Here is a 24,999-nt window from a genome sequence, read left to right on the forward strand (position 1 = left end):
CTCAACTACTCCCCGTCGTACGATCCGTTTCCTCGGACATCAGTTCTTTCAGACGCTTCAACGCCTTCGCCGTCTGGCTCTTCACGGTCCCCTCGGTGCACTCCAGGATCCGTGCGCAGGTGGCCACGTCGAGATCCTGGAAGTACCGCAGGACCAGCACCGCCCGCTGCCGCGGCGCGAGATCCAGCAACGCCCCGCGCACGGCCAGGGTGTCCACCGGGTCCGCCTCGTCGGACAGCCGCGGCTCGACCGTCTCCGCCGTCACCACCTCGGGGTGGCGGCCGGCGCGGCGACGCTCGTCCAGGAAGGCGTTGACCAGGATGCGGTGCGCATAAGGGCCGGCGCCTTCGTGCTTGATCCGGTGCCAGTGCACGTAGACCCGCGTGCAGGCGGTCTGCACCAGATCTTCGGCGGTGTGCACGTCCCCCGCGGTCAGCAGGAGAGCCGTCCTCATCAGTCGGGTGCGATCCGCGAGCAGGTACTCGCGGAACTCGGCCTCACGGTCACCCCCTCGCATCTACGGCCCCTGATTGATGACTCGGGCCTTCTTCCACCCCGACTACGCCGCTGCTCGGCTTCCGGTTGCCTTCGGCTATCACTTCGAGTGCCTTCTCCAGCAGATCGGGGGCGTCGTACGGCAGCCAACTGATTCGTTGGTCCTTACGGAACCACGAGTCCTGCCGGCGCGCGAAGCGGCGCGTGGCCTGCGCGGTCCGCTCCCGCGCCTCCACCTCGTCGATCTCACCGTTCAGCAACGCGATCACCTGCGAGTAGCCGAGCGCCCGGTTGGCCGTCTTCCCCTCAATCAAACCCTTGTTCAGCAGACCTCGCACCTCGTCGGCGAATCCGGCGTCGAACATCCGGTCCACCCGCCGCCCGATCCGCTCGTCCAGCTCCGGCCGCGGTACGTCGAGACCGAGCTGGACCGCACCCGGATACACGTACCGATGCTCGGGCAGGGTCGCGACGTACGGGCCGCCGGTGATCTCGACGACCTCGAGCGCCCGGACGATCCGGCGGCCGTTGCTGGGCAGGATCTGCTCCGCCGCCTTCGGGTCGATCTGCGTCAGCTTCTCGTGCAGGGCCCCGGAGCCCTTGTCCGCCAGCTCGGCTTCCAGGCGGGCGCGAACGATGGGGTCGGTGCCGGGGAAGACGAAGTCGTCGAGGATCGCGCGGATGTACAGCGCAGATCCGCCGGCGAGCACCGGGACCTTGCCGCGGTTGATGCAGTCGTCGATCGCTTGCCGGGCCAGTTGCTGGAACTCGGCGACGGTCGCGGTCTCGGTGACATCGAGGATGTCCAGCAGGTGATGCGGTACGCCGTCGCGCTCCGTCGTACTGATCTTCGCCGTACCGATGTCCATGCCGCGATAGACCTGCATCGCGTCCGCGTTCACCACCTCGCCGCCGAGGCGCTTGCACAAGGCAACGGACAGGTCGGACTTGCCGGCGGCGGTGGGACCGACGACCGCGACGACGAGTGGATCGGGCATCCCTCCAGTCTGACAGGGTCCTTATGAAGACTCCGCCAAGAGGGCCAGACTGGCCTTGTGGTTGACCCGGAAAGTTCGGTAGGAACACTGCAGATCGCATTACGTCTACGGGAGGAAACCAGTGTCGAATCCGTTCGAGGAAGAGTCCGACGCGGCCAAGGAGAAGTTGGGGCTGGGCGACGAGGCCGATGAGTTCGCCGCGAAGAGTGGCGGCGACGTCGAATTCAAGCGCAGCGGCGGCGATGTCGAGTCCAGGAGTGGCGGCGACGTCGAGTTCAGTGGTGGAGACGTCGAGTCCACTGGCGACGAGGGTGAAGACAGCGGTGGTGACGTAGAGTCGGAGCCGTCTGGCGACGACGTCTGAGTCTCGGTCCGACTCCGGGCCCGTCCGCATGGCACTCGCGGAGATCCCACAGTTCTGGCGTTGCAGGTGCGAAGATCGCCGCAAGCTGTCTGTAAGCACTTAACTACGCAGGAATGGGAGCCCGGAGATGGGCATCTTCGACAAGTTCAAGGGTAAGGCCGAGGGCCTGAAGGAAAAGGCCGGCGACCTGGTCGACCAGCACGGCGACAAGGTTGGCGAGGGTCTCGACAAGGCCGGTGACTTCGTCGACGAGAAGACGGGCGGCAAGTACGGCGACAAGATCGCCCAGGGTGTCGAGAAAGCCAAGGATGGCCTGGACGGCCTCGACGGCCAGAACGACGACATCCCGGACGGCCCGAACCAGCCCGCCTGATCACCACCCGAAGGGCCGCAAGGGAAACCCCCTTGCGGCCCTTTCGTCATGTCCAGGGGTGAACACGCCCAAAGGACACCTTGTCGCGGCGCCAGCTCTTCTGGCCGCGCCGCGAACCGCTGACACGGATCGCGCACTCGGCGCGGAAAAACCATGGAAGCGCCCGCCCGGCATTGGACACCGCCTTCGGCGGCGCGCACACCGGTGACAGGGACCAGCGCAATCGGTGAAACAGCCAGCTAGAAGGGCGCGCGCCGCAACACGAGCCGTCGTGATCGGCGCAGCGAAGTCGTTCCGAAGGAAGGCGAACCGGCATGAACAATTACCCGGCCGATGACGAGCGGAGGGGAGCAACTGGCGGTCTGCTGGCCGATGCACCGGGCAAGCTCGTGCCTCGCCACGAAACGTCGAGGTCGTTACCGCACTTGCCTTCCGCCCCGGGTCAATTTAAGGGGAGAACCTCGCAATTGCACCCTTCTACCCACCGCATACCCGGGGTGAAGGGACCAGATCAGGGGTGAACCCCGCACCTGGCCGCCAGGACCGGCTTCGGGCTGGCGGTCACTCCGGACTACCGCCCCAACCCTGCTTGACGCGGCAGCAGCCGCACTCCCCCTACCAAGCCGAGTGGAACTGGTCAGCGGCGAATGACGAGCAGGGCTGTGGTGCTCGGAGGAGGTTCAGGTGTGAGGGCCGGGGCGCTTGGCGGCGGTCGCTAGGAGGTCGCCGCAGAAGGAGTGGATGGCTCGGTTGACTGTTTCGGGGCGCTCCCAGGGCATGAAGTGGCCGGCGCCTTTGACCCAGAAGGGGCCGACTGCTTCCGGGAAGGCGAGTGCGCATCGCTGCTCGGCGTGGTCGCCGATGGTTACCTGGTCGGCGCCGATCAGTACCAGGGCGCGCTGCTGGACCGGGCGGTCGAGCATTTCTGGGGCCGACAGTGGCCGGGTGCCCATGACCACTTCGTAGTCGGCGAAGGAGGCGCGCAGGCGGTCCGTGTCGCCGTACGGCTCGGTCAGGAAGGCCAAATCGTCTTCGTCGAAGGCATCGGGCGGACACCACAGGCGATGTCCGTAGAACTCAGCTATGTAACGCCGCCGCTGTTCGGGGGTGTTGAGGTCTGCGACCAAGGCGTCGGCGTGGCGCCCTTGGAGGCGGTGGTAGTCGTAGACGGCGGGCTTGGGCCGGCTCGGCGGGATGCCCGCCGCTGCGAACGTCTCAGCCAGGTCGGGCATGGAGTCGTCCAGGATCACCAAGCGGTCCACCCGGTCGGGGTGGCGGTTGGCCATGTCGACGGCGATCATCGCGCCCAGGTCGTGCCCGGCGATGACTGCGCGATCCCAGCCGAGCTTGTCGAACAAGGCGGTCAGGTCGGTGTTGAACGCGTTGAGGTCGTAGAAGTCATCCGGTGCGAAATCGGAGTCGCCGTACCCGCGCAGGTCCGGCGCGACGACGTCGAAACCCACCTCGGCCAGCGGGACGATGTTGTGCGACCAGATGCGACTCGTGCACGGGAACCCGTGGATGAGCAGCAGCGGTACGCCGCCGTCCCCACGACGCCGCACCGCCAGGCGGTGCCCATCACGGACTTCGATCCGCTCGGTCGCAACGACCTCAGTCGGAAGAACCATGCACGTGGTTCTACACGATCACCCGGTCGAGCGAGCCAACTGTTTTTCTACTGGCTAACTCCGGAGCTGGGTTGTTTGGCGGGCGGTTTGTAAGAAGGCGGGGAGGGTGGTGTTGGTGTTGTCGGCGGACCAGGCGAGTTGGAGGGTGAGTTGGTGGCCGGTGACGGGGACGTAGCGGACGCCGTGCAAGGAGACTGCTTGGTAGGAGGCCGCTACGACGGTGACTCCGAAGCCTGCGGCGGCTGGCGAACAGCTGGCCCCAACTCCCCAGTGGGACTTGTCCGCGCGCCCGAGTTGATTCGCCGATCGCGGTGATCCGTGTCCACAGTGTGCGCCGCCGGAGGCGGGCGAAAGAACAGTCGCGCCGGAGGCGTGTCCTTTCGCGGTGTCCTTGCCGTGGTGAAACGGGTGTCGATGGGGGCTATTAGGGTCTGGGGTATGGATCGGTTTCGGGTGGTGCCGGCGGCTTATGTGGTGTTGCGGCGGGGGGACGAGGTGTTGATGATGCTGCGGGCCAATACCGGCTATATGGATGGGTATTGGGCGGTGCCGGCTGGGCATGTGGAGCGGGGAGAGTCGGCGGTTGCGGCCGCGGTGCGGGAGGTTCGGGAAGAGGTTGGGGTGGAGATCGATCCGGGTGATCTCGTGCCGGTGACCGCGATGCATCGGACCGGCGGGAACGGGGATCCGATTGATGAGCGGGTGGACTTCTTCTTCACGACGACTCGGTGGTCGGGTGAGCCTCGGTTGATGGAGCCGGACAAGGCGGATGGGTTGGACTGGTTCTCGTTGGACAAGTTGCCCGATCCGGTGGTGCCGCATGAGGCTCGGGTGCTGGCGGGGATCGCCGGTGACGGACTGCCTGCCGTGATCGCGCACGGGTTCTGACTTCTGCTTCCAGGGTTCGCCTCTCACCACCGGGAATGCTGCGGCATCCGGCAGCGGCACGACGGCAGCAGTTGCGGCAGGTACGGCGAGCAAGACGGCGGGACGGATCGACACCGAGCACCCGCGCTTCACGCTGGCCGTCGTACCGGATACGCAGTATCAGTTCGATCAGGACCGGGGGGACCCGGCGCCGCTGAGCGGCTCGACGGCGAACGGGTACAACTCGTACCACGTGTTCCGGGCGGCCGGACGGCAGTGGTTGCTGCTGGCAATGGATTGGCGGCCGCCCGGCCGGGTGGTCCGGCAGAACGCCGCCGGCCACGACGTGCACCTGCACCTGACCAACTATCAGGACCGGTACTACGGCGGGTCCGGCATGATCCGGCTCTACCACTTCGACCTGGCCCGGAACACGATCGACGTCGTCCAACGGGCTCGCGACTGCCGGCAAGCCGTGGCTGCTGGGCGCGAACCACTACGCCAACGTGATCGAGCAGGCGTTCGCCGGCCACCTCGGCGAGAGCTCCGCATCGTCACCCGCGCGCTGAAGCCGTCACAGTTCCTGAACGCCTAGCCCCGGCAGCCAACTGTCGGGAGTTGGGACGCCTTCTGGTGGGCGGAGACAAGCTATTTCCTGTCTCCGCCCGCAACCGGGTGTCCCAGCCCACCAGGCGTCGCGCTAGAGGAGTGAGCGGATGAGCTCTTCCTGCGCGGGCAGCAGCGCTAGTTCCGCGGGCGTGAGCGTCGGGTTGCTGCCGCGGACCTCGAGTGCGGCGGGCAAGCCGGGGGTCGGGTCGATGGAGTTCGCGAGGTAGGTGGCGAGGGCTTCGCGCAACAACGGCGAGAGTGCTTCGAAGGCGGGGTCGAGCGCGACCTGGGCGAAGATGATCGCGGACATCGCGATGTCGTACTCGGGTGTGCCTTCCCTGGCGTTGCGCCAGTCGATGACGACCGGACCACGGGCGGTCGCGATCACGTTGAGCGGGTGCAGATCTCCGTGGATCACGACCTGGCCCGGCGCACCGCTGGGTGCCGGGATGGCCTGCAGGCGGCGATGCAGATCGGCGTGGATCTCGCCGACCTCCGTCGCACTGAGGTCACCCGCGATCGCCGCGTCGCCGAGGGTCGGACCGTCGAGTCGCTGGATGACGATGTCCGGACCGTCGATCTCACGGACCGCCGGCACCGGGTAGTCGTACTTCGCGAGGTGCCGCATGAACTCCGCCTCGTCGCGCACCGGGTACCCGTCGCGGTAGCGCCGCAGGACCCACTGGTCGTCGATCGAGAAGATGTCCGCGTCTCGCCCCGAGGCAAACGGCTCCGCGTCGGGTGGCAGGAGGGGAGCCCCCCCGCCCGGCCGACCCGTCATCCGGCCTGGCAGCCGCCGGCTGCCGGTTCGAGGGGCGTGGCTCCGATCGTTGGCATGCCCAACATCACTCCAGGTGTAGCGGCCGGTGCGTCCTGCGCGCGTTCCCACGCGTCGCCGGCGCGAGTGCGGCGTACGGCGCCGAAGACGTCCGCGACCAGGTGGTGGGGTGCGGCGTAGGTGACCTCGACCGTGGCCAGGTCGCCCGGCCGCGGCGGGTCGACGCCTTCGGGGAGCGCGAAGTGGACGAGGCGGTTGTCGCGGGCCCGCCCGCTGAGCCGATGAGTGGCGGCGTCCTTGCGCCCCTCACCCTCGGCGACGAGCACCTCGAGCGACCGACCGACGATCGCCTTGTTCTCGTCCCAGGCCACGTCGTCCTGCAACGCGACCAGCCGCTCGTACCGATCCTGGACGACGTCGCGCGGGACCTGATCCTCCATCGACTCAGCCGGCGTACCAGGACGCTTGGAGTACTGGAAGGTGAACGCCCCCGCGAACCGCGCCTGCCGGACCACGTCGAGCGTGCCCTGGAAGTCCTCCTCGGTCTCCCCCGGGAACCCGACGATGATGTCGGTCGTGATGGCGGCATCCGGCATCGCCGCCCGGACGTCTTCGATGATGCGAAGGTACCGATCACGCCGGTACGAGCGCCGCATCGCTTTCAGAACACGGTCCGAACCGGACTGCAGCGGCATGTGCAGCGAGGGCATCACGTTCGGCGTCTCGGCCATCGCCTCGATCACGTCCGCGGTGAAGTCCCGCGGATGCGGCGACGTGAACCGGACCCGCTCCAGGCCGTCGATCCCGCCGCACGCACGGAGCAGCTTCGAGAACGCGTAACGGTCGCCGAACTCGACGCCGTACGAGTTCACGTTCTGGCCGAGCAGGGTCACCTCGAGGACGCCCTCGGCGACCAGCGCCTCGACCTCGGCCAGGACGTCGCCCGGCCGCCGGTCCTTCTCCCGGCCGCGCAGCGCCGGCACGATGCAGAACGTGCACGTGTTGTTGCAGCCGACGCTCACCGACACCCAGGCCGAGTACGGCGATTCGCGCCGGGTCGGCAGTGTCGACGGGAACACCTCGAGCGACTCGAGGATCTCGACCTGCGACTCCTGCTCCACCCGGGCCCGCTCCAGCAGCACCGGCAGCGAGCCGATGTTGTGCGTCCCGAAGACCACGTCGACCCACGGCGCCTTGCGGACGATCGACGCCTTGTCCTTCTGCGCCAGGCAACCGCCGACGGCGATCTGCAGGTCGGGCTTCTTCGCCTTCACCGGCGCCAGGTGGCCGAGGTTGCCGTACAGCTTGTTGTCGGCGTTCTCCCGGACCGCGCAGGTGTTGAAGACGACCACATCGGCCTGGTCGCCCTCGGGCGCGCGGACATAACCCGCGTCCTCCAGCAGGCCGCGGAGCCGCTCGGAGTCGTGGACGTTCATCTGGCACCCGTAGGTGCGGACCTCATAAGTACGCATGACAGCCACCAAGAGTACGTGCCGAGGTAGACATTTCCCTACCTGGGACCTGCTGCCTGTAACCCCTGACCGGCGCGCGCCCGGCGAGAATAGTGAGGGGCATGAACAGTTCTCGCCGTCAGTTCCTCGCCCGTACCGCCGCCGGCGCCGCCGTGATCGCCGGTGGCTCGTTCTCGACAAGCACCTCCACAGCCTCGGCAAAGCCCCAAAAGCAACTCACCGCCCTCATCAACGCCACCGTCATCGACGTCGCCACCGGCAGCCGGGATCGCAACCAGACCGTGCTGCTCAGCGGCGACCGGATCATCGGCGTCGGCCGGATCCCCGTCCCGCGCGGCGCGACCGTGATCGATGCAACCGGCAAGTACGTCATCCCCGGACTCGCCGACATGCACGTCCACAGCCTCGGCGACGAGCGGGTGTCTCCCCCGCTGTACCTGGCCAACGGCCTGACCATGGTCCGCGAGATGGCCGCCTCCAACCCGATGCTCTACGACTGGCGCGACCGGATCGACACCGGCACGCTGCTCGGCCCGCGGATGATCGTGGCCAGCCAGATCATCGACGGCGACCCGACCCTGTGGGATCCGAACCTCCTGCACGTCCTCGTCGTCGACGACGCGGCCGCCGCGCGAGCCGCCGTACACCAGGTCAAGGCCGAGGGCGCCGACTTCGTCAAGGTGTACTCGCGCCTGAACAAGCTGGCGTACGCCGCCATCCTCGACGAGGCCCGCAAGGTCGGACTGACCGTCCACGGCCACGGACCCGACGAGCTCACCTCGAAGGAGGTCAGCAACGCCGGCCAGCGCAGCATCGAGCACATCCACTCGCTCGGCCTGTCCGTCTCCACTCGCGAGGCCGAGGTACGGCGGATGGTCCGCGCGATCAGCGTGAGCACCGGCGACTACAACGCCTGGTTCCGGCAACTGCACCCGATCGAGTGGATCGCCGCGAACACCTACAGCCCGGCCCGGGCGGCGGACGTCTTCGGCACTCTGCGCCGCAACCGCACCCGCGTGACGCCGACGCTGACCATGCACAAGGTCCTCGACCAACCCGGCTACACCCGGCTCGATCCCGCGCTCGCCAAGTACTTGAGCGCCGACTCGATCGGCACCTACGACTACGTGATGGAGAACCTGTACGCCGCCAACCGGACCGCCGAGGAGATCTCGCACCAGCGCCAGATGTGGGCGTGGCGGCAGCGGTTCGTCCGTGAACTGTTCGCCCACGACGTCCCGATCCTGGCCGGCACCGACACGGGTACGCCGTACTCCGTCCCCGGCTTCGCCCTGCACGAGGAACTCGAGCACTTGGTGACGGCCGGTGCCACCCCACGCCAGGCCCTGTACGCCGCCACCGTCGAGCCGGCCAGGTTCCTCGGGCTGACCGCGGACCTGGGCTCGGTGGAACCACGGAAGATCGCGGATCTCGTCGTACTGGATGCGGACCCGCTGACGGACATCCGGAACACCCGGAAGATCCACTCGGTCGTCACGCGCGGCCGGGTCATCTCACCGACGCAGCGGCAGCGGATGCTCGCCGAGGTGGAGGCCGTCGTCAGGGAACCACCAGCGGCCGGAGCGATCGCCGCGGGCGGCTGCTGCGCGACGGCCCGGCCGGCCTGATCGGCCCACCGGAAGAACCACGCCGCAGGCGGTGCATGAACGGCCGAGGACGGCCCACCCTCCGGGGTGAGCCGTCCTCGCGGTGTACTCAGGCCGGTGGCCTGATGCTCCAGATGCCGCGACCGTGGGTGGCTGCGTAGATGTTGCCGTCGGGTCCGGACTCGATGTCCATCACCGTCGTCGTCGGCAGACCGCTGCCGAGCACCTGCCACGTGGTCGCGCCAGGTGCGCGATAGAACGTCGCGAGGTCGGAGCCGACCACGAGCGCGCCGTTGGCCAGCTGCTTGACCGCGCTGGTCGGCACGTCGGGCAGGTTCGCCGAGATGTCCGCCCAGGTGGCGCCGCCGTCCTTCGTCTCGTAGACGTGGCCGACACCCGCTCCCGGCCCCTCGGTGAACCGCCGGGAGAACCCGTTCACCGCGACGTACGCATGCTGACCGTTCGCCGGGTCGATGCCGACTCCGGCCAGATACCGGTTGGGGACCTCAGCCGGCAACGTGACCTGGTGCCACGACCCACCCGCGTTGGTGGCCAGACCCCGGGTGAATCCGGCGTTGTTGCAGGGGCCGCACCAGCTCACCCAGCCCACGCCACCGCGCATCGCGACCGCCGTGGCCGCGTGACCCGCGCCGAGGTCGAACGCCTTGGTCCACTCCGAGGCGCTCCGCATCCCCCAGCCCTTGGTGGAGGTGTACACGTACTGGCCGCCGGCGATGAACCCGTTCGAGTCGGCCGAGTCGATCCCGATCGGCGCGATGAAGCGCGCACCCGGATCGCCCGGGTCGAGACTCCAGGAGCTCGCGTCGGCCTCGCTGAGCGCACCCTTGTTCAGTGCGCACGTGTTGGTGATCTTCACCGCGAGAGCGACGTACTCCTGCAGCTGGTTGCAGCCGTTCTGCGGGTCAGCCACACCGTCGCCGCCGTCACCACCGAAGCTGGAGCCCATCCCGGTGTCGGAGTTGGACCCGTCCGGCTTGACCCCGAACAGGTTCGACACACCGTTGTCCTGCAGGCCTCCGGACACCACGACACCGCCGCTCTTGGTGTCCTTGCCGACCGACACGGAGTAGTACTGGAGAGCGTCCATCGAGCCGTCGGTGGTCAGTGACTGCCAGTCCGTGCCGTTCTTGTTGGCATTGACCTGTCCGTTCACCGGGCGCTTGTAGACGCCCCCGTCGTTGCCGACGAAGACGACCGGTTTGCCGCCCGAGGTACCCACGGCCACCGAGTGCTGGTCAGAGTGCGGCGCCATCGGGCAGCTGTTCTTCGAGTCGTCGATGTTCCAGCAGCCGAAGCCGAAGTTCCAGTACGGAGCGACGGCGGCCCAGTGCGAACCGGCGTCGGTCGTCTCGAACACTTCCTCGAGCCCGGCCCAGACGTGGTCGGCGTTGGCCGGGTCGACCGCCAGGAATTGGTTGTACCAGGCCTGGACGCCGACCGCGTATCCCTTGCGGTCCAGCGCGGAGCCGCTGTTGTGCAGGATCTGCGGGTCGGCGATCTTGTTCCACGGCCCGGACGGGCTGCCGGTCTTCGAGACGAAGATGCCGGCCAGGCTGGTGCTGCCGTTGATCTTGCTCGGTTGCTGGACCAGGGCGTACAACCGGTCGCCGGTCTTGCTGAAGGCGAAGGTGGTGTAGCCGACGTCAGTGCTGTTCTTGATACCGCCGAGCACCACGTCCAGCCGCTTCCAGCTCGACGGCCCCGCGGTGTAGTCGGTGGTCTCGTAGAACCCGTTGTAGGTGTCACCCGAGCGCCAGCCGATCGCGGCGATCACGTGCTTGGGGTTCTTCGGGTCGATCGCGATGTCGTTGACGATGTTCTTGTACGCCGCGTTGGTCGCCCCACCGGTCTGGCTGCCGGCCGGGACCAGCACGTTGCCGGCGTCGTCCTTGATCTCGGGCATGAAGTCCGGGTTCGGGTAGAACGCGACCTTCCAGGCGCCGGCGGTGGTCGACGCGTCGTGGTACCAGACGCCGCGGTTGGTGGCGGCGAACACCTGCCCGCCACCCCAGCGCAGCCGCCCCACCGTGGTCGACTCCAGCTCCTTGCCACCGACTCGGTCGGCCGGCGAGAACGTCCCGGTGACCGGGTTCGCGAGCCGGTACACGCCGGAGCCGACGTACGACGTACCGCCGGTGTTGGCCTCGCCGGTTGCGTACCAGAGCGAACCGTCGCCGGCCAGTTGGAGATCGCCCCCGCTCAGTGACGGCAGTGAGTCGCTCAGCGGTGTCCAGTTGCCGCCGCCGGTGGTCGACCGCCAGACGCCGCCGTTCGCGCCGGCGGCGTACACATGGTTGGCGGTGTCGGCGGCCAGACCGGTGATCCGGCCGGTGACGTGGCCCGCGCCGCCACTGGAGTTGGAGTACCAGTCGCGGTACCTCGGGTCGTCCGCGTTGTATGGCACCCGGGTCACGTCACGCCATGCGCCCGCGGTGTGCTGCATGGCGGTCAGCTGCGCGAACGCGGCCGAGTAGGCGCCTGGGGCCACGATCCCACCGGGCGCGGTACGTGCTTGCTCGAACTCGTCGGCGATGGTGAAGGCTTCCTTGGACTCGCTCTGCATCTCGGCCGGATTGCCACCGGCAATCATCAGTGCCTTCTCCATCACGGCCGCGTTGTAGTGCCGGCCGGCCCACTGGTGTTTGAGCCACTCCTCCTTCAGCTCGTATCGGCCGGCGTAGCCGCCAACTCCCACGGCAACGAGGGCGACACCGAGGCTGCCGGCGAGAATCTTCCGACTGCGCCTTGTCAGCGACATCCGCATGTAAGTCTCCGACCCATCTTCGGCGGGGTGCCTTCAACCTTTCGGCACTCCCGTAGCCCTGGATCAACGCACAGAGCCGCGGAGACGATACGTCCGGGATGCCTGCAGTGGAAGTGATCGATCCACCTCCGGCACGGGCAAGGGAAAACCTGCGAAGCCGGCGGATCTCAGCCGCTGCCGGCGAGCGTTTCTCGCCGGACCAGGGCCGGCTGGGTCCGCGGAATCCGGCACGAGGGAGCCGTCGGGGGCGACGTGCTGGAAGATCTGCTCGACCAGCGCGATCACGTGCGGGTCGTCGACGGTGTAGAACTGCCGGCGACCCTCCCGCCGGGCGCTGACCAGGCCGGCCAGTCGCAGCTTGGCCAGGTGCTGGCTCGCCGTCGGCACGCTGACGCCAACCCGCGCGGCCAGCGTGCCGACGTCGTACTCACCGCAGCTCGCCAGTGCGACCAGATGCAGCCGGACCGGCGCCAGCAACAGCCCGAAGGTGCGGGCCGCGGTGGCGAGCTGCGGCGAGGTCGGTTCGATCATGCGTCCACGCGCGCCTTGGGTGGGATCGGCGCCCCATGCGGGTCCCGGGTCGGGTATCCGAGCGCGGTGTCGATCAGCTCCTCGAGCCGGTCGCTGAGACCCTGCGCGAGTACGACGGCCTCCGCGTGCACCTCGTCGAGGCCGACGCCGAGGACCCGGTGCAGAAAGGTCTCCAGCAACTGATGCCGTCGGTCGCCCATGGCACGCTCCCGTCAGTAGATGTTGGACGGGCGGACCATGCCCTCGGCGAGATCGCCGAAGCCGGGCGCCATGATCGCGCCGGGGTTGCCGAGGATCTCCTCGACGACGGCGGTCTCGGTGGTGATCAGCAGCGCCGCGATCGAGGCCGCGCTCTCCAGCGCCGCCCGGGTGACCTTGAGCGGGTCGATCACCGCGTCCTCCACGAGGTCGGCGTACTGGCCGGTGAGCGCGTTGAAGCCGTGCCCGTTCGGCAGCTCGGCGACCCGCGCCACCACCTCGTCGCCGTCGTACCCGGCATTGATCGCGATCCACCGCAGCGGTTCCGGCAGTGCTCGCCGGACCACCTCGCGGCCGATGGCCTCGTCGCCGGACAGCTCCAGCTTCGACAGCACGGCCTGTGCCTGGACCAAGACGGTCCCGCCGCCGGCCACCACACCTTCCTCGAGCGCGGCCCGGGTCGCGGCCAGCGAGTCCTCGACCCGCAGCATCCGCTCCTTCAGCTCGACGCTGGTCGCGCCGCCGACCCGGATCACCGCGACCTTGCCGGCCAGCCGGGCCATCCGCAGCTGCAGGCTGTCCTGGTCGGCCTCGATCTTGGCTCGCTCGAACTGCTTCTCCAGCTGGGAGATCCGCGCCTCCACCAGTGACGCGTCCCCGTGCCCGCCCACGATCGTCGTGGAGTCCTCGGTGATCGTGATCCGGTCGCAGGACCCGAGGTGCTCGCGGCTCACGTCGGACAGGTCGAGCCCGGTGTCCTTCGCGATCACCGAACCGCCGAGCGCGGTGGCGAGATCCTCCAGCTCGGCGATCCGGCGGTGGCCGAAGCCGGGCGCCCGGACGACGACCGAGCGCATCGTGTTGTGCATGTTGCCGCCGACCAGCAGCTGCAGCGCCGGCCCGTCGACCTCCTCGGCGAGAACGACGAGGGGCCGCTCGGCGCGCTGTGCCACCTCGACGGCCGGCATGATCTCCTGCACCTGGGTGATCTTCTTGTTCGTCAGCAGGATCACCGGGTGGTCGTAGACGGTCTCCATCCGCTCCCGGTCGGTCACCATGTATGCCGACACGTAGCCGTGGTCGAACTCGATGCCGTCGACCACCTCGACCGACATCCCGAGCGTGTCCGACTCCTCGGTGGTGACGATGCCGTTGCGCCCGACCCAGTCGACCGCGTCCGCGATCACCGCGCCGATCACCTCGTCGTCACTGGCCGCCAGTGTCGCGATGTGCCGCAGCTCGTCGCGGCCGCGGACCTCGACCGCCCACTCCCGCAGCGTCTCGATCACCACCGGAACGGTCTGCTCGATCCCGCGCCGGACCCGCATCGGGTTGGCGCCCGCGTCGACCTCGCGAAGGCCTTCGCGGACCATCGCCTGGGCCAGCACGGTGGCCGTGGTGGTGCCGTCGCCGACCACCCCGTTGGTCTTCATCGCGACTTCCTTGACGAGCTGCGCGCCCATGTTGGCGAAGGGTTCGCGCAGCTGGATCTCGCGAGCGATGGTGACGCCGTCGTTGGTGATCGTCGGCGGGCCGGTCAGCTTCTCCAGCACCGCGTTACGGCCTTTCGGTCCGAGCGTCACCTTGATCGCGTCCGCGAGCGCGTTCACGCCGGACTCGAGCAACCGCCGCGCGTCCGTGTTGAACCGCAGTTCCTTCGCCATGGTCAGCCTCCTGCTAGGGGATGAGGATCGCCCGGCCGCGGACCCGGCCGTGGTCGAGATCGTCGATGGCCTGCTGGAACTCGGCCAGCGGGTACTTCGTGGTGTGCAGCGCGACTTTGCCCTGGGCCGCGAGCTCCATCAGGTCCTGCAGGTCGTTGTAGGAGCCGACCAGGTTCCCGAGGAAGTTGATCTCGGTCGAGATCACGTCGATGGTCGGTACGTCGAGGTTCTCGCCGTACCCGACGACGTAGTAGTTGCCGGCCCGCCGCAGCATCGCGACCCCATCGGCGGTGGCGCCGCCCTCGCCGACGAAGTCGATCACCGCCTCCGCGCCGGCACCGCCGGTCAGCTCCCGGACCTGGTCGACCTGGGTGCCATCGGCAACGATTCCGTGGTCGGCGCCGATCTCGACGGCCAGGTCGAGCGCGGCCTTGTTGCGGTCGACAACGACCACGGTCGCCGCCGAGATCGCCTTCATCACCTGGATCCCGATGTGCCCCAGTCCGCCCGCGCCGATCATCACGCAGACGTTGCCCGGCCTGAGCGCCCGGGCCGCCTTCGCTGCCGCGTGGTACGCGGTCAGCCCGGCATCCGCGAGCGCCGCGACATCGGCCGGCTCGAGTGAGTCGTCGATCCGTACGACGCTCCGGGCGGTGGTGCGCAGATACTCGGCGTACCCGCCGTCGGTGTCGATGCCCGGGAAGCTGCTCGCCTCACAGTGCACGTCGTCGCCGGACCGGCAGGCCCGGCAGAGTCCGCAGGTGATCAGCGGATGCAGGATCACCTTGTCGCCGACCGCCACGTTGGTGACCGCGTCGCCGACCGCGTGGACCCAGCCGGCGTTCTCGTGGCCGATCGTGTACGGGAGCCGTACGCCGCTCTTCTCCGCCCACTGCCCTTCGAGGATGTGCAGGTCGGTCCGGCAGACCCCCGCTCCCCCGATCCGGACGACGACGTCGAGCGGCCCGGTGACCTTCGGCTCGGGTACGTCGGACAGCTGCAACTTCTCGTGATAGCCGATGACCTGGACGGCTCTCATTTCGTCCTCCTCGTATTGGTGATCAGGCCGCCCGGCTCGTCGTCGTACCGGGTGGCAAGCAGGCCGCGGCAGAAGTGCGCGTTGCCCTCGACGGAGATCCGGACTGCCTTCGCGAACCGCAGCCGCATCGGTATCGCCTCGGGCGGCACCGGAACGCCGTCGTCGTCGACCAGCACTAGGTCGTCGGGCCGGATGCCGAGTCCGATGTCGGTCCGCCGCCGGAGCAGGGCCTCCTTGTGCGGACCACCGACCAGCTGGCCGAGGGTGAGCCCGGACAACTGGTCGACGGTGGTACTGCTGAACCGGAGCAACGCCATCACGCACCGCTCCATCGCCGCGGTGTGCGCCTTGCGCTGGAAGGTCCGGCGCAGCTCGTCCAGGTCCTGCTCGGCCTCGGATCCGAACGTGCCGACATAGCCCGCGTCCGCGGCCAGACCGGCGTTGATCTTGTCCGAGTCGTGGTGATCGTCGAGCAGTACCGTCACCGTGCCCACCTCCGGCACCCGACGCAGGGCGTCGACCGCGTCGGATGCCATCAGGTAGGCGAAGTTGGGCGCACAGAACGACGTCGGCAACCGGAGGTGGACGGTCACGCCGGCGTCGTCGATCCGGACCGACCGGACGAAGCCCAGCTCCGTGATCGGCTGGTCCAGCTCGGGGTCGACGACGGTCGCGAGCGCCGCCGCGACGCCGGCCTCCAGCGACACCGCGACCGTGATCATGACGCCACGGCTTCTTCCCGCGATCCGGCGTCAGCGGGAAGCCGGAGCTCCTCGGGTACGTCGAGGTCGTACAGGCTCGCCGCATTCAGCCCGAGGATCTTCTTCTTCTGCCCGACGGTCAGCGGCGCGTACTCGGTCAGGTCCGCCGGGATCTGGAAGTCGACGAACTTCTCCACCAGCCACTTCGGTGTCCAGAGCGCGTAGTCCGACGAGAAGAGGATCCGGTCCTCGCCGATCCAGTAGAGCAACTCCCCGATGATCTGCGCGAAGTACTTCGGCCGGGTGTGGATGAACGGCATCGCCACCGCCAGACCGCCGTACACGTTGGGCTCCTGGGTGGCGATCCAGCAGAAGTCCTCCAGCCGGGGCAGGCCGACGTGCTCGACGATGAAGTTCAGGTCGGTGTAGTCGGTCGCCACCTGGTCGATGTCCGCGACGTCGAACGCGTCCCGGTCCAGCGGCCGGATGGTGGGGCCCTTGTGCACGTGGATGTTCTTGATCCCGAGCTTCAGGCACTCCTCGAGATAGCGGCGCGACCACGGGCTGTCCAGCTTGTAGCCGCGGGAGTCTCCGTGCCACTCGGCGGTGTAGAGCTTGACGCCCTTCAGCCCCATCCGGTCGGCGTCCTTGCGGAGCTGTTCGAGGCCGGCCTCCTCGTGACGCGGGTCCCACGCGTGGTTGTAGGTGAGCTTGCCGGGGTTCGCCCGGGTCAGCGCGAGGGCGTCCTCGGTCTGGCCGAAACCCCGCTTGTAGAAGTCGCTCAGGATGGCCGGCTGGAAGATCGCGTGATCGACGTACCCGTCCTCGAACAGGTCCTTCAGCAGGCGCTGCTCGCCGTAGTACGTGTAGGTGTCGTAGTCCCAGACGACCTCTTCGGGGCTGAGGTTCTTGTGGTAGTCGTAGAAGCAGTCGATGAACTGCTTGCCGTGGATGTCGCGCTGGTTCTCCGCCCGGGCGTCCCACAGCGCGATGTGGGCGTCGACGATGTAGTACTTCTCACCGTTCTTCTCGTACATGCGGCCTCACTTCGTGGTGAGGTCGAAACCGATGTACTCGGCGGCGTCCTCGGGGCTGGCGAACAGGATGGTCTTGTCGTCGAGGTGCACCATCCGGCCGTAGTGGGTGGAGGAGATCTCCTCGAACACCGAGCCGTCGAACTCCATCCCGAGCGCGTCGGACAGTTCGGCGTAGTCGAAGTCGAGCAACCCGGTGCCGTCGACGCGGATCATCGACGGGTACTCGGTCAGCTCGACGCCGTCCTTGGCGCCCATCACCTGGGCGACGACCCGGCCGATCGGCGTGTTCATCAGGGTCACACCGGTCTTGTTGGAGAACTCGGCGGCAGATCCGAACTGCATGCTCACTGGTCCAGCTCCTTCGGAGTGTCGAGCCCGAGATCCTCGAGCAGGGAACGGAACTTCTGCTTGGCCGCGTCCAGGCTGTCCGCGAAGGTGACCGACTTGTCGGCCGGCTGCGACCAGATCGGCTGCAGCGCGTGCGCGGCGTCGAGGCAACGCGGCACCCACGTCGCGAGCCACTCGCCGAACAGCACCTTGTTGGTCTCGCCGAACTCGGCGTCCCGGGTCAGCAGCCGGAACAGATTGCGGCTGTAGCCCAGGTCGCGGTCGTAGTCGTGCTCGCCGGTGCCGACGATGGTCGGCGTGATGTAGTCGCCGTTGCGGGCCGCGATCTGCATCACCAGCTCGGTGCGGAACAGCGACCCGACCAGCTGCTCGAACACGATGTTGGTGGCGAACAACAGCTCGCACCAGTCGCCGACGGCGGTCAGCCGCTCGACCACCTCACGCGTCGGCTGCCACTCCGGCGCGCTCTTCCAGACCTCCTTGTGGGCCGCGCCGTCGAACGGTACGTCGGCCTCGGACAGGTCCAGGTTGAACAGGGCGAGGTCCTGGGCGAACCGCATCTTGTGCGCGGCGTTGACGGCGACCGCGGTGTTGATCATGTTCGTCGGACCGGACCGCTGGATGCTGGTGAACACGTGCAGGGCAAGGCCGTTCTCGGCGTGCATCCAGGCGCCGAGATTGCGCTCGACGAACTTCAGCCAGGCCGGGTTCCAGGCGTCGTACGCCCGGGCCCGCTTGGCGTTCTGCAGGCCGAGGTCGACCTGCCGGACGACCGCGGAGTTGTTCCGGTAGATCGTCTGGTTCCACTCCTCGTTCGGGTCGAGGAAGGCGTGCCAGTTCGAGGACTTCGCGGCGGTCCACTCCTTCGGGTAGCCGCCGGGACCGTCGCCGAAGCCGTAGATCCAGCCCTGGCTCAGGTGCCGCTCCGGGTCGGGCTGCACGTCGACCGTGACGTCCTCGTACATCGTCGCGCGCAGCTTGGCCGGCTTGTAGTAGTTGTACGACCGGCTCTGCGAGCTGGGGAACTCCAGCGCGCCGGCCTCGGAGTCGGTGAACTCGATCTTCGGGAAACTGCGGTGCTTGGTTTCTGGCATCTCAGACTCCATCGTTAGTCGCTGGGCTGGTGAACTTGTCGTAGAAGACCTGGTCCTTCGGAACGTTGCTTGCCTCCAGCAACGCCAGGGCGGCGTCGACCATCGGCGGCGGCCCGCACAGGTAGACCTCGCTGCGGTGCAGCTCGGCCTCCCGCCGCTCGACGATGTCGGTGACGTTGCCCTCCTCGACCTGCAGACCGTCCGCGTCCTGAGCCGACTCGGACAGGCAGGCGACGAACTCGAAGCCGGTGAGCTCCGCACCGAGTTCCTTGATCGCCTCGAGGTAGAACAGGTCGGCCGCCGTACGAGCGCCGTAGTAGAAGCGGACCGGACGAGTGCTGCCGGTCTCGCGCAGGTGCCGCAGGATGGACAGGATGGGCGCCATCCCGGCCCCGCCGGCCACGCAGACGACCGGCAGCACATGGCCGTCCTTCAGGGTCGACGAGCCGTACGGCCCGGTCAGCGACAGTTCGTCGCCGACCGCGAGCTCGCCGTCGAGCAGAGCCGAGAACCGGCCGCCCGGGTACTTCTTGATCAGGAACTCGAGCTCGTCCGGCGTCGACTGGGTGGTCGCCATCGAGAACGAGCGGTGGTCGTCGGTGCCGGGGATGGTGATGTCGACGTACTGACCCGGCCTGAACTCGAACGCCTGCTCCGTCTTCATCCGGAGCGAGACGATGTCCCGCGTGACCGGTTCGATCGCCAGGACCCGGGCGGTCACGGTCTGGATCGGAACGCCGCCGAGCAACTCGTCCTCGTCGTAGTTGAGCAGCTCGATCGTGCAGTCGCTGAAGGCATGCGCCCGGCACAGCAGCACGTACCCCTCGGCCACCTCGGCGTCGTTGCACGCGAACGTGGAGTAGCGCTCCATCTGCAGGTCACCGTCCAGGACGTACGACTTGCAGGCGGAGCACTGCCCCTCCTTGCAGCCGTGCATCAGGTGGATGCCCTGCCGGAACGCCGCGTCGAGGATCTTGTCGTCCTCGGTGACGTCCATCTCGATGTCGACCGGTTCGAAGCGGATCCGGTGGGTGTCGGCCATGTCGGCCTCCTCCTGATGCTCGGTGGATTCAGTGCCAGACGAGACAGCTCATCGCGTCAGGCCGCGGGCTTGGTTCCGTTGGCCTTGTACGCCGCCACATGGGCCTCGCGTTCGGCGTCGGACATCTCGTTCAGCAGCACGTTCGGGCTCATGAACGTGTTGCCGCGGACGTCGTCGAGGGTCCACATCTTCTTCGGGTCGTCCAGGTCCAGGTGCGGCTGGCCGATCAGTGTCTTGCCGTCGTCACGCACGTACCCGAGGTCCTGGACGATGTCGGCCAGGTCCTTGTTGTGGTGCAGGGTCTCCCACTCACGGAAGCCGGTCAGGCGTCCCATGTTGGGTGTCGGGCGGCCGTCGTACTCGCCGCGGAAGGCGACCGCGTCGGTCCAGTAGCAGGTCTCCGAGCAGTACGTGCGCCACTGGTCGTCGACCTTCTCGACCACCATGTCCTCGCGGATCAGCGCCGGCACCATGCAGGTCCAGCAGCGGTGCGGGTACTGGTACCCGACCTCCTCGAAGGCGATCGGCTTGTTCTTGCCGGGGTAGGCGAGCCGGTTGTAGTTCTCCCACCACTTTCCGTACTTCGAGTACCAGCCTGGGTACTTCTCCTCGAACCACTCGAAGTCCTTGTCGGTCATCGCGTCGATCCGCCAGTAGTTCACCGGCCAGCCGGTGGCGAAGAACCGCGCGACCTCGTGCACGTAGCCCTTGTCGACGATCCGCTTCCAGGCCTCCTCGACCAGGTCGTGCGGAATCGTGAGGCCGTACTTCTCCAGCGGCAGCAGGTAGCTGCGGTAGTAGTCGTCGTAGATCCACCGCCGCCACATCTCCGCATAGCTCTCCCGGTCCTTGCGGCGGTCTTTCGTGCCGTACTCGATGAAAGTCCCGATCGCCGCGTCCACGACGCAGTGGTTGTTCCACCACGCGTAGCGCAGGTCGCGCTCGAGCAGCGGCCGGTTGCGCTCGTCGGCGAGGGCCATCAGCAGGATCGAGTAGCCGTTGCTGATGTGGCGCGACTCGTCGGACTGCACCGAGTGGAAGACGGTCGGCAGCAGATAGTCGCCGTTGGCCGCGGCCTCGTCCGGCATCGCCACGAACAGCGTGTTGGTGAACGCGGTCTCCGCGACCACAGTCAGGTAGATGTTCGCGGCGGTGATCGCGTCACCGGTGATGAACCCCTCGCCGAACTGCCGGCCGATGGTGCCCGCGTAGTTGTTCGCGAACGCCTTCTCGGTCATGTCGAACCCGGCCGGGTCGATGTAGTTGTTCATGTACAGGCGCTTGAGGTTCATCTGGATCGTCGAGTGCCTGACCTCGTCGATCATCTGCACCGCGAGCCCGTTGTGGATCTCCGGGTTCGGTACGGCGTCGATCGCCATCGGCATCGCCCGGGCGGCGGAGATCTCCGGGAACGGGATGATCGACAGGAACAGCTTCTGCCACTCCAGCCAGCGCTGCTGCACCTGGCGGAACATGTTGCCGCGGATCGCGCCGTCCATGGCGCCGTACACGCGGTTGTCCTTCTCTTCCTCCATCGGGAAGTAGGACCGCATGATCTGCTTCAGCGGGTCCTTCTTCGGCGCCTTCTCGAACGTGTAGTCGGTGCCGAACCGGGTCGCCGGGGTCGCGAAGGTCGGTTCCCACGACAGCTCGGTGATCTTGGCGTGCGCCTTGGTGAGACTCTGCCTACTCAATGTCTGCCTCCATGATCGGGAGCCGGCTCTCGGCCCGGCTCCTGCGGTACGGCGGGCTGCGTTAAGAAGGGATGAAAGCCGTCCGGGGGCGGCGTCCGTGTCTCAATGTGAGATGGCGGTCACACACGGGGCGGCTACCGTGGTGGGAACTCCGCTGGTGACGGACGTGAAGGAGGCGACCCATGAGCGCTGCACAGCCGGTCCGGGATCCGATCCGGGTCTCATGGGAGCGTTCACACGCCTCTCAAGTGGACGTTGACCGCCCCGCCCCGAAGTACTTCGACCGGATCGACCGCGAGACCACGCTGATGCGGGCCGCCAGGCCGGTCATCGACGCGCTGTCGTCGGAGCTCACCAACGAGCCGGTCTGCATCATCCTGACCGACGCGAAGGGCGTCGTCCTCGACCGCCGCGGCGGCGACCCGTCCCTGCTGCGGCGGCTGGACTCCGTCGACCTCGCGCCCGGATTCCAGTACGCCGAGTCCGAGGTCGGGACCAACGGGATCGGTACGGCGCTCGAGGTGGGCGGCCCGATCCTGATTCACGGGCCCGAGCACTACAACGACAAGCTGCGGATGTTCTCCTGCGCCGGGGCGCCGATCACCCATCCGGTCACCGGCGGCCTGCTCGGCGTTCTGGACATCACCACCCAGGCCCGGAACTCGAATTCGATCCTGCTGTCGTTCGCCAAGCTCGCGGCCCGGCGGATCCACGAACGGGTCGTCGAGGAGGCGAACGCACTCGACCACGCGCTGCTGAGCGACTACTACGCCGCCTGCCGGCACAGCGGCGGCCCGGTGCTCGCGCTCGGCGACGAAGTGTTCATGATGAACGCCTACGCACAGGCCCGGTTCGACGCCGTCGACCAGGCGGCGCTGATCGACCGCACCCGGGACGCGCGGGGTGGCACGAAGCCGCTGGTGATCCTGACCGACCTGCCCAGCGGGACGACCGCGCGGCTGGCCTACCGGCCGACCTTCCTCGGCGACACCTTGGCCGGCGGCGTCATCCAGATCAAGGAGCAACGGCCACCGGCCCGCAGTCAGCAACCCGCCCGCGCCCCCCTGGTTCCTGGCACGACCGGGTCCAGCGCGGTCTGGCAGCACGTCACCCAGGAGATGCTGGACGCGTGCCGCCGGTCCGAGTGGCTGATCGCCGACGGCGAACCGGGCGCGGGCAAGCTGTCCCTGCTACGCGCGGTCCGCCGGCACGTGTCCCCCGATCGGCGGCTGGCCGTTCTCGATCCCGCGGTGACCGGCGACGACCTGCCGGCCGAGGCCCGAGCCGAACTGGAGTCTGGTTCCGACCTGATCATCCGGCGGGCCAACCTCTTGACGGGCGAGGTCCTCTACGGCCTCACCGACGTACTGCAGAGCGTCCGCGACGGCGCGATCGCCGGGGACGCCTGGGTCGCGCTCACCCTGCCGGCGGACCGGTCCGAGATCGCCGACCAACTGCTGGCGTTCTTCCCCCGGACCGTCGAAGTACCTCCGCTACGGCACCATCTCGAAGACATTCCGGCACTGGTCCGATCGCTGCTGGCCAAGGCCGGCGTCAGCGGCCTGATCTTCTCCACCACGACGATGAACCAGTTGATGCGGCTGCCGTGGTCGGGCAACATCACCCACCTGCGCGCCGTCCTCACCGCGGTCGCCAAGCGACGCCGGTCCGGCGTGGTCGAGCTGGCCGATCTGCCACCCGAGTGCAGGGCCACGACCCGTCGGCAGTTGACGCCGATCGAGGCGCTGGAGCGGGACGCGATCGTCGACGCGCTGTCGATGTACGACGGCGACAAGCAGGCCACGGCCGCCGCGCTGGGGATGTCGCGGGCGACCATCTACCGCAAGATCCGCGACTACGGAATCGTCACCTGACGGGTCCCGCCTGACTGGTTCACATCGGACGCTAATACAGATGGACAGCCTGTGAGGCTTCCATCACAGTACGCGCCGGTTATTGCAGATCGTTACCACCGTGGAACCGCCCAGCGCTGCGACCGCACCCTAGGCTCCGCTAGGTTCTGGGCCATGAGCGATTCCGGCACCTTGACGAAGACCGGTCTGGTCGCGCTGACCGGGGTCAACAAACATTTCGGCGAGCTGCACGTCCTGAAGGACATCAATCTGTCCATCGCCAAGGGCGAGGTCGTCGTGGTGATCGGTCCGTCCGGGTCCGGAAAGTCCACGCTCTGCCGCGCGATCAACCGGCTGGAACCGATCGACGAGGGCAGCATCACCCTCGACGGGCAGCCGCTGCCCAGCGAGGGCAAGGCCCTGGCCAAGCTGCGCGCCGACGTCGGCATGGTGTTCCAGTCGTTCAACCTGTTCGCGCACAAGACGATCCTGCAGAACGTCACCCTCGGTCCCACGAAGGTGCGCGGTCTGTCCAAGGCCGAGGCGGACGAGAAGGCCCGCGGTCTGCTCGAGCGGGTCGGCGTCACCGCCCAGGCCGACAAGTATCCGGCACAGCTGTCCGGTGGTCAGCAGCAGCGGGTGGCGATCGCCCGCGCCCTGGCGATGGATCCCAAGGTGATGCTGTTCGACGAGCCCACGTCGGCCCTGGACCCGGAGATGATCAAAGAGGTCCTCGACGTGATGGTCGACCTGGCCGGCCAGAGCATGACGATGGTCGTGGTCACCCACGAGATGGGCTTCGCCCGCCGGGCGGCCAACCGGGTCGTCTTCATGGCCGACGGTCAGATCGTCGAGGAAGCCGAGCCGGAGAAGTTCTTCACCGATCCGCAAACCAAGCGGGCGCAGGACTTCCTGTCGAAGATCCTCACCCACTGACCCCTCGCGCCGTTCCCAAGCAGTACCGAACAACGGAGGAAAAGACAATGCGAATCATCGCTGCCCTCGGCATCGCGGGCCTGGCTGCGACCGGACTGGTCGCTTGCGGCGACGACTCGAGCAACAGCTCGGGCTCCAGCGGTGGTGAGAAGGTCACCATCGGCATCAAGTTCGACCAGCCCGGTATCGGCCTGAAGGAAGGCGCGAACTACACCGGCATGGACGTCGACGTCGCGAAGTACGTCGCCAAGGAGCTCGGCTACAACGAGGACATCACGTTCAAGGAGTCCCCGTCGGCCCAGCGCGAGACGCTGCTGGCCAACGGGCAGGTCAAGATGATCTTCGCCTCCTACTCGATCACCGACGCCCGCAAGGAGAAGGTCTCCTTCGCCGGCCCGTACTTGACCGCCGGCCAGGACCTGCTGGTCAAGGCCGACAACACCGACATCACCGGTCCGGAGACGCTGAACGGCAAGAAGCTGTGCTCGGTGACCGGCTCCACGTCGGCGCAGAAGGTCAAGGACAAGTTCGCCAGCACCGTGCAGCTGCAGGAGTACGACACCTACTCCAAGTGCGTGGAGGCCCTCGGCGCCGGCGCGATCGACGCGGTGACCACCGACAACACCATCCTGGCCGGCTACGCCTCGCAGGAGGCGAACAAAGGCAAGTTCAAGGTGGTCGGCAAGACGTTCTCGACCGAGCGGTACGGCGTCGGCCTGAAGAAGGGCGACACCGAGACCTGCACCAAGGTCAACGACGCGCTGAAGAAGATGGTGGACTCCGGCGAGTGGCAGAAGGCCTTCGACAAGAACCTGGGTCCGTCCGGGCTGAAGCTCGACCCGGCGACCAACCCGCCGAAGACTTTCGACGCCTGCGCCTGATCTGA

At 67.6% G+C, this 24,999-nt stretch carries 24 protein-coding genes; 8 read left to right on the forward strand and 16 right to left on the reverse strand.

Features of this window, described 5'->3' with window-relative positions:
• Position 1: 1 nt before the first annotated feature.
• Entirely contained in the window at positions 2–517 is a 516-nt protein-coding gene (locus tag OG558_RS41175) for a SigE family RNA polymerase sigma factor (RefSeq protein ID WP_405067884.1), read from the reverse strand.
• Complete coding sequence (miaA, locus tag OG558_RS41180; protein ID WP_405067885.1) at positions 504–1,493, reverse strand: tRNA (adenosine(37)-N6)-dimethylallyltransferase MiaA; 990 nt, start codon at positions 1,491–1,493, stop codon at positions 504–506. The genes OG558_RS41175 and miaA overlap by 14 nt, the downstream gene beginning before the upstream one ends.
• Before the next feature lie 121 nt (positions 1,494–1,614).
• Between miaA and OG558_RS41185 the strand changes: the two genes are divergently transcribed.
• Together OG558_RS41185 and OG558_RS41190 are read left to right on the forward strand one after the other, a co-directional pair.
• Positions 1,615–1,857 (forward strand): hypothetical protein, encoded by a 243-nt coding sequence (locus OG558_RS41185; RefSeq protein WP_405067886.1) that lies wholly within the window; start codon positions 1,615–1,617, stop codon positions 1,855–1,857.
• 127 nt (positions 1,858–1,984) lie between these two features.
• Positions 1,985–2,230 carry an antitoxin gene (locus OG558_RS41190; RefSeq protein WP_329479453.1) on the forward strand — a complete coding sequence of 82 codons (246 nt, stop codon included), beginning with the start codon at positions 1,985–1,987 and terminating at the stop codon, positions 2,228–2,230.
• 680 nt (positions 2,231–2,910) lie between these two features.
• On the opposite strand, the gene OG558_RS41195 is transcribed toward OG558_RS41190, so the two are convergent.
• Complete coding sequence (locus OG558_RS41195; RefSeq protein ID WP_405067887.1) at positions 2,911–3,858, reverse strand: alpha/beta fold hydrolase; 948 nt, start codon at positions 3,856–3,858, stop codon at positions 2,911–2,913.
• A gap of 438 nt (positions 3,859–4,296) precedes the next feature.
• On the opposite strand from OG558_RS41195, the gene OG558_RS41200 reads away from it, so the two are divergent.
• Both OG558_RS41200 and OG558_RS41205 read left to right on the forward strand, forming a co-directional pair.
• Complete coding sequence (locus tag OG558_RS41200) at positions 4,297–4,746, forward strand: NUDIX domain-containing protein (RefSeq protein WP_405067889.1); 450 nt, start codon at positions 4,297–4,299, stop codon at positions 4,744–4,746.
• Between the two features lie 271 nt (positions 4,747–5,017).
• Positions 5,018–5,320 carry a hypothetical protein gene (locus OG558_RS41205; protein ID WP_405067890.1) on the forward strand — a complete coding sequence of 101 codons (303 nt, stop codon included), beginning with the start codon at positions 5,018–5,020 and terminating at the stop codon, positions 5,318–5,320.
• Positions 5,321–5,425: 105 nt separating this feature from the next.
• Here OG558_RS41205 and OG558_RS41210 read toward each other — a convergent pair whose 3' ends face one another.
• Positions 5,426–6,115 carry a phosphotransferase gene (locus OG558_RS41210; protein WP_405067891.1) on the reverse strand — a complete coding sequence of 230 codons (690 nt, stop codon included), beginning with the start codon at positions 6,113–6,115 and terminating at the stop codon, positions 5,426–5,428.
• The gene (gene miaB / locus OG558_RS41215) at positions 6,112–7,584 is read right to left on the reverse strand and encodes a tRNA (N6-isopentenyl adenosine(37)-C2)-methylthiotransferase MiaB (RefSeq protein ID WP_405067892.1); all 1,473 of its coding nucleotides are present in this window, start codon (positions 7,582–7,584) and stop codon (positions 6,112–6,114) included. The genes OG558_RS41210 and miaB overlap by 4 nt, the downstream gene beginning before the upstream one ends.
• A 101-nt stretch (positions 7,585–7,685) precedes the next feature.
• On the opposite strand from miaB, the gene OG558_RS41220 reads away from it, so the two are divergent.
• Complete coding sequence (locus OG558_RS41220; protein ID WP_405067893.1) at positions 7,686–9,212, forward strand: amidohydrolase family protein; 1,527 nt, start codon at positions 7,686–7,688, stop codon at positions 9,210–9,212.
• Positions 9,213–9,300: 88 nt separating this feature from the next.
• On the opposite strand, the gene OG558_RS41225 is transcribed toward OG558_RS41220, so the two are convergent.
• The 11 genes from OG558_RS41225 to OG558_RS41275 form a co-directional block, all read right to left on the reverse strand.
• A complete protein-coding gene (locus tag OG558_RS41225; RefSeq protein WP_405067894.1) occupies positions 9,301–11,970 on the reverse strand; it encodes a WD40/YVTN/BNR-like repeat-containing protein in 2,670 nt (889 codons plus the stop codon).
• A 69-nt stretch (positions 11,971–12,039) separates the two neighbouring features.
• Entirely contained in the window at positions 12,040–12,507 is a 468-nt protein-coding gene (locus OG558_RS41230) for an ArsR/SmtB family transcription factor (protein WP_405067895.1), read from the reverse strand.
• Positions 12,504–12,707, reverse strand: a complete 204-nt coding sequence (locus OG558_RS41235) for a metal-dependent transcriptional regulator (protein ID WP_405067896.1) — start codon at positions 12,705–12,707, stop codon at positions 12,504–12,506. The genes OG558_RS41230 and OG558_RS41235 overlap by 4 nt, the downstream gene beginning before the upstream one ends.
• Positions 12,708–12,719: 12 nt before the next feature.
• Positions 12,720–14,369 carry a chaperonin GroEL gene (gene groL, locus OG558_RS41240; protein WP_405067897.1) on the reverse strand — a complete coding sequence of 550 codons (1,650 nt, stop codon included), beginning with the start codon at positions 14,367–14,369 and terminating at the stop codon, positions 12,720–12,722.
• 13 nt (positions 14,370–14,382) lie between these two features.
• Positions 14,383–15,408, reverse strand: a complete 1,026-nt coding sequence (locus OG558_RS41245; protein ID WP_405067898.1) for an NAD(P)-dependent alcohol dehydrogenase — start codon at positions 15,406–15,408, stop codon at positions 14,383–14,385.
• A complete protein-coding gene (locus OG558_RS41250; protein WP_405067899.1) occupies positions 15,405–16,130 on the reverse strand; it encodes an iron-sulfur cluster assembly protein in 726 nt (241 codons plus the stop codon). The genes OG558_RS41245 and OG558_RS41250 overlap by 4 nt, the downstream gene beginning before the upstream one ends.
• On the reverse strand, positions 16,127–17,146 hold the full coding sequence (locus OG558_RS41255) for an amidohydrolase family protein (protein WP_405067900.1): 1,020 nt from the start codon (positions 17,144–17,146) through the stop codon (positions 16,127–16,129). The genes OG558_RS41250 and OG558_RS41255 overlap by 4 nt, the downstream gene beginning before the upstream one ends.
• Before the next feature lie 6 nt (positions 17,147–17,152).
• Complete coding sequence (gene mimD, locus OG558_RS41260; RefSeq protein WP_328526967.1) at positions 17,153–17,488, reverse strand: propane 2-monooxygenase effector subunit MimD; 336 nt, start codon at positions 17,486–17,488, stop codon at positions 17,153–17,155.
• Positions 17,489–17,490: 2 nt separating this feature from the next.
• Positions 17,491–18,588, reverse strand: coding sequence for an aromatic/alkene monooxygenase hydroxylase subunit beta (locus OG558_RS41265; RefSeq protein ID WP_329479478.1), 1,098 nt, complete (start codon positions 18,586–18,588; stop codon positions 17,491–17,493).
• A gap of 1 nt (position 18,589) precedes the next feature.
• On the reverse strand, positions 18,590–19,630 hold the full coding sequence (locus OG558_RS41270) for an FAD-binding oxidoreductase (RefSeq protein WP_405067901.1): 1,041 nt from the start codon (positions 19,628–19,630) through the stop codon (positions 18,590–18,592).
• A gap of 56 nt (positions 19,631–19,686) precedes the next feature.
• Positions 19,687–21,324 (reverse strand): hypothetical protein, encoded by a 1,638-nt coding sequence (locus OG558_RS41275; protein ID WP_329479482.1) that lies wholly within the window; start codon positions 21,322–21,324, stop codon positions 19,687–19,689.
• 182 nt (positions 21,325–21,506) lie between these two features.
• Here OG558_RS41275 and OG558_RS41280 point away from each other — a divergent pair, with 182 nt between their 5' ends.
• The 3 genes from OG558_RS41280 (at position 21,507) to OG558_RS41290 (ending at position 24,994) form a co-directional block, all read left to right on the forward strand.
• Positions 21,507–23,198, forward strand: coding sequence for a sigma-54-dependent Fis family transcriptional regulator (locus tag OG558_RS41280; RefSeq protein ID WP_405067902.1), 1,692 nt, complete (start codon positions 21,507–21,509; stop codon positions 23,196–23,198).
• A gap of 153 nt (positions 23,199–23,351) precedes the next feature.
• Positions 23,352–24,113 (forward strand): amino acid ABC transporter ATP-binding protein, encoded by a 762-nt coding sequence (locus OG558_RS41285; protein ID WP_405067903.1) that lies wholly within the window; start codon positions 23,352–23,354, stop codon positions 24,111–24,113.
• Positions 24,114–24,160: 47 nt separating this feature from the next.
• Positions 24,161–24,994 (forward strand): glutamate ABC transporter substrate-binding protein, encoded by an 834-nt coding sequence (locus OG558_RS41290; RefSeq protein WP_405067904.1) that lies wholly within the window; start codon positions 24,161–24,163, stop codon positions 24,992–24,994.
• Positions 24,995–24,999 lie beyond the last annotated feature (5 nt).

This window comes from Kribbella sp. NBC_01510, from assembly GCF_045040325.1.
GTDB lineage: Bacteria > Actinomycetota > Actinomycetes > Propionibacteriales > Kribbellaceae > Kribbella.

Excerpts from the sequence above, each read along its gene's own strand:
- OG558_RS41280 (WP_405067902.1), top strand. The coding sequence starts at position 21,507 with ATGAGCGCTGCACAGCCGGTCCGGGATCCGATCCGGGTCTCATGGGAG.
- mimD (WP_328526967.1), bottom strand. The coding sequence starts at position 17,488 with ATGCAGTTCGGATCTGCCGCCGAGTTCTCCAACAAGACCGGTGTGACC.
- OG558_RS41220 (WP_405067893.1), top strand. The coding sequence starts at position 7,686 with ATGAACAGTTCTCGCCGTCAGTTCCTCGCCCGTACCGCCGCCGGCGCC.
- OG558_RS41190 (WP_329479453.1), top strand. The coding sequence starts at position 1,985 with ATGGGCATCTTCGACAAGTTCAAGGGTAAGGCCGAGGGCCTGAAGGAA.
- OG558_RS41175 (WP_405067884.1), bottom strand. The coding sequence starts at position 517 with ATGCGAGGGGGTGACCGTGAGGCCGAGTTCCGCGAGTACCTGCTCGCG.
- groL (WP_405067897.1), bottom strand. The coding sequence starts at position 14,369 with ATGGCGAAGGAACTGCGGTTCAACACGGACGCGCGGCGGTTGCTCGAG.
- miaB (WP_405067892.1), bottom strand. The coding sequence starts at position 7,584 with ATGCGTACTTATGAGGTCCGCACCTACGGGTGCCAGATGAACGTCCAC.
- OG558_RS41265 (WP_329479478.1), bottom strand. The coding sequence starts at position 18,588 with ATGCCAGAAACCAAGCACCGCAGTTTCCCGAAGATCGAGTTCACCGAC.
- OG558_RS41205 (WP_405067890.1), top strand. The coding sequence starts at position 5,018 with ATGGATTGGCGGCCGCCCGGCCGGGTGGTCCGGCAGAACGCCGCCGGC.
- OG558_RS41235 (WP_405067896.1), bottom strand. The coding sequence starts at position 12,707 with ATGGGCGACCGACGGCATCAGTTGCTGGAGACCTTTCTGCACCGGGTC.
- OG558_RS41210 (WP_405067891.1), bottom strand. The coding sequence starts at position 6,115 with ATGACGGGTCGGCCGGGCGGGGGGGCTCCCCTCCTGCCACCCGACGCG.
- OG558_RS41255 (WP_405067900.1), bottom strand. The coding sequence starts at position 17,146 with ATGTACGAGAAGAACGGTGAGAAGTACTACATCGTCGACGCCCACATC.
- OG558_RS41230 (WP_405067895.1), bottom strand. The coding sequence starts at position 12,507 with ATGATCGAACCGACCTCGCCGCAGCTCGCCACCGCGGCCCGCACCTTC.
- OG558_RS41285 (WP_405067903.1), top strand. The coding sequence starts at position 23,352 with ATGAGCGATTCCGGCACCTTGACGAAGACCGGTCTGGTCGCGCTGACC.
- OG558_RS41200 (WP_405067889.1), top strand. The coding sequence starts at position 4,297 with ATGGATCGGTTTCGGGTGGTGCCGGCGGCTTATGTGGTGTTGCGGCGG.
- miaA (WP_405067885.1), bottom strand. The coding sequence starts at position 1,493 with ATGCCCGATCCACTCGTCGTCGCGGTCGTCGGTCCCACCGCCGCCGGC.
- OG558_RS41290 (WP_405067904.1), top strand. The coding sequence starts at position 24,161 with ATGCGAATCATCGCTGCCCTCGGCATCGCGGGCCTGGCTGCGACCGGA.
- OG558_RS41195 (WP_405067887.1), bottom strand. The coding sequence starts at position 3,858 with ATGGTTCTTCCGACTGAGGTCGTTGCGACCGAGCGGATCGAAGTCCGT.
- OG558_RS41225 (WP_405067894.1), bottom strand. The coding sequence starts at position 11,970 with ATGTCGCTGACAAGGCGCAGTCGGAAGATTCTCGCCGGCAGCCTCGGT.
- OG558_RS41270 (WP_405067901.1), bottom strand. The coding sequence starts at position 19,630 with ATGGCCGACACCCACCGGATCCGCTTCGAACCGGTCGACATCGAGATG.
- OG558_RS41245 (WP_405067898.1), bottom strand. The coding sequence starts at position 15,408 with ATGAGAGCCGTCCAGGTCATCGGCTATCACGAGAAGTTGCAGCTGTCC.
- OG558_RS41250 (WP_405067899.1), bottom strand. The coding sequence starts at position 16,130 with ATGATCACGGTCGCGGTGTCGCTGGAGGCCGGCGTCGCGGCGGCGCTC.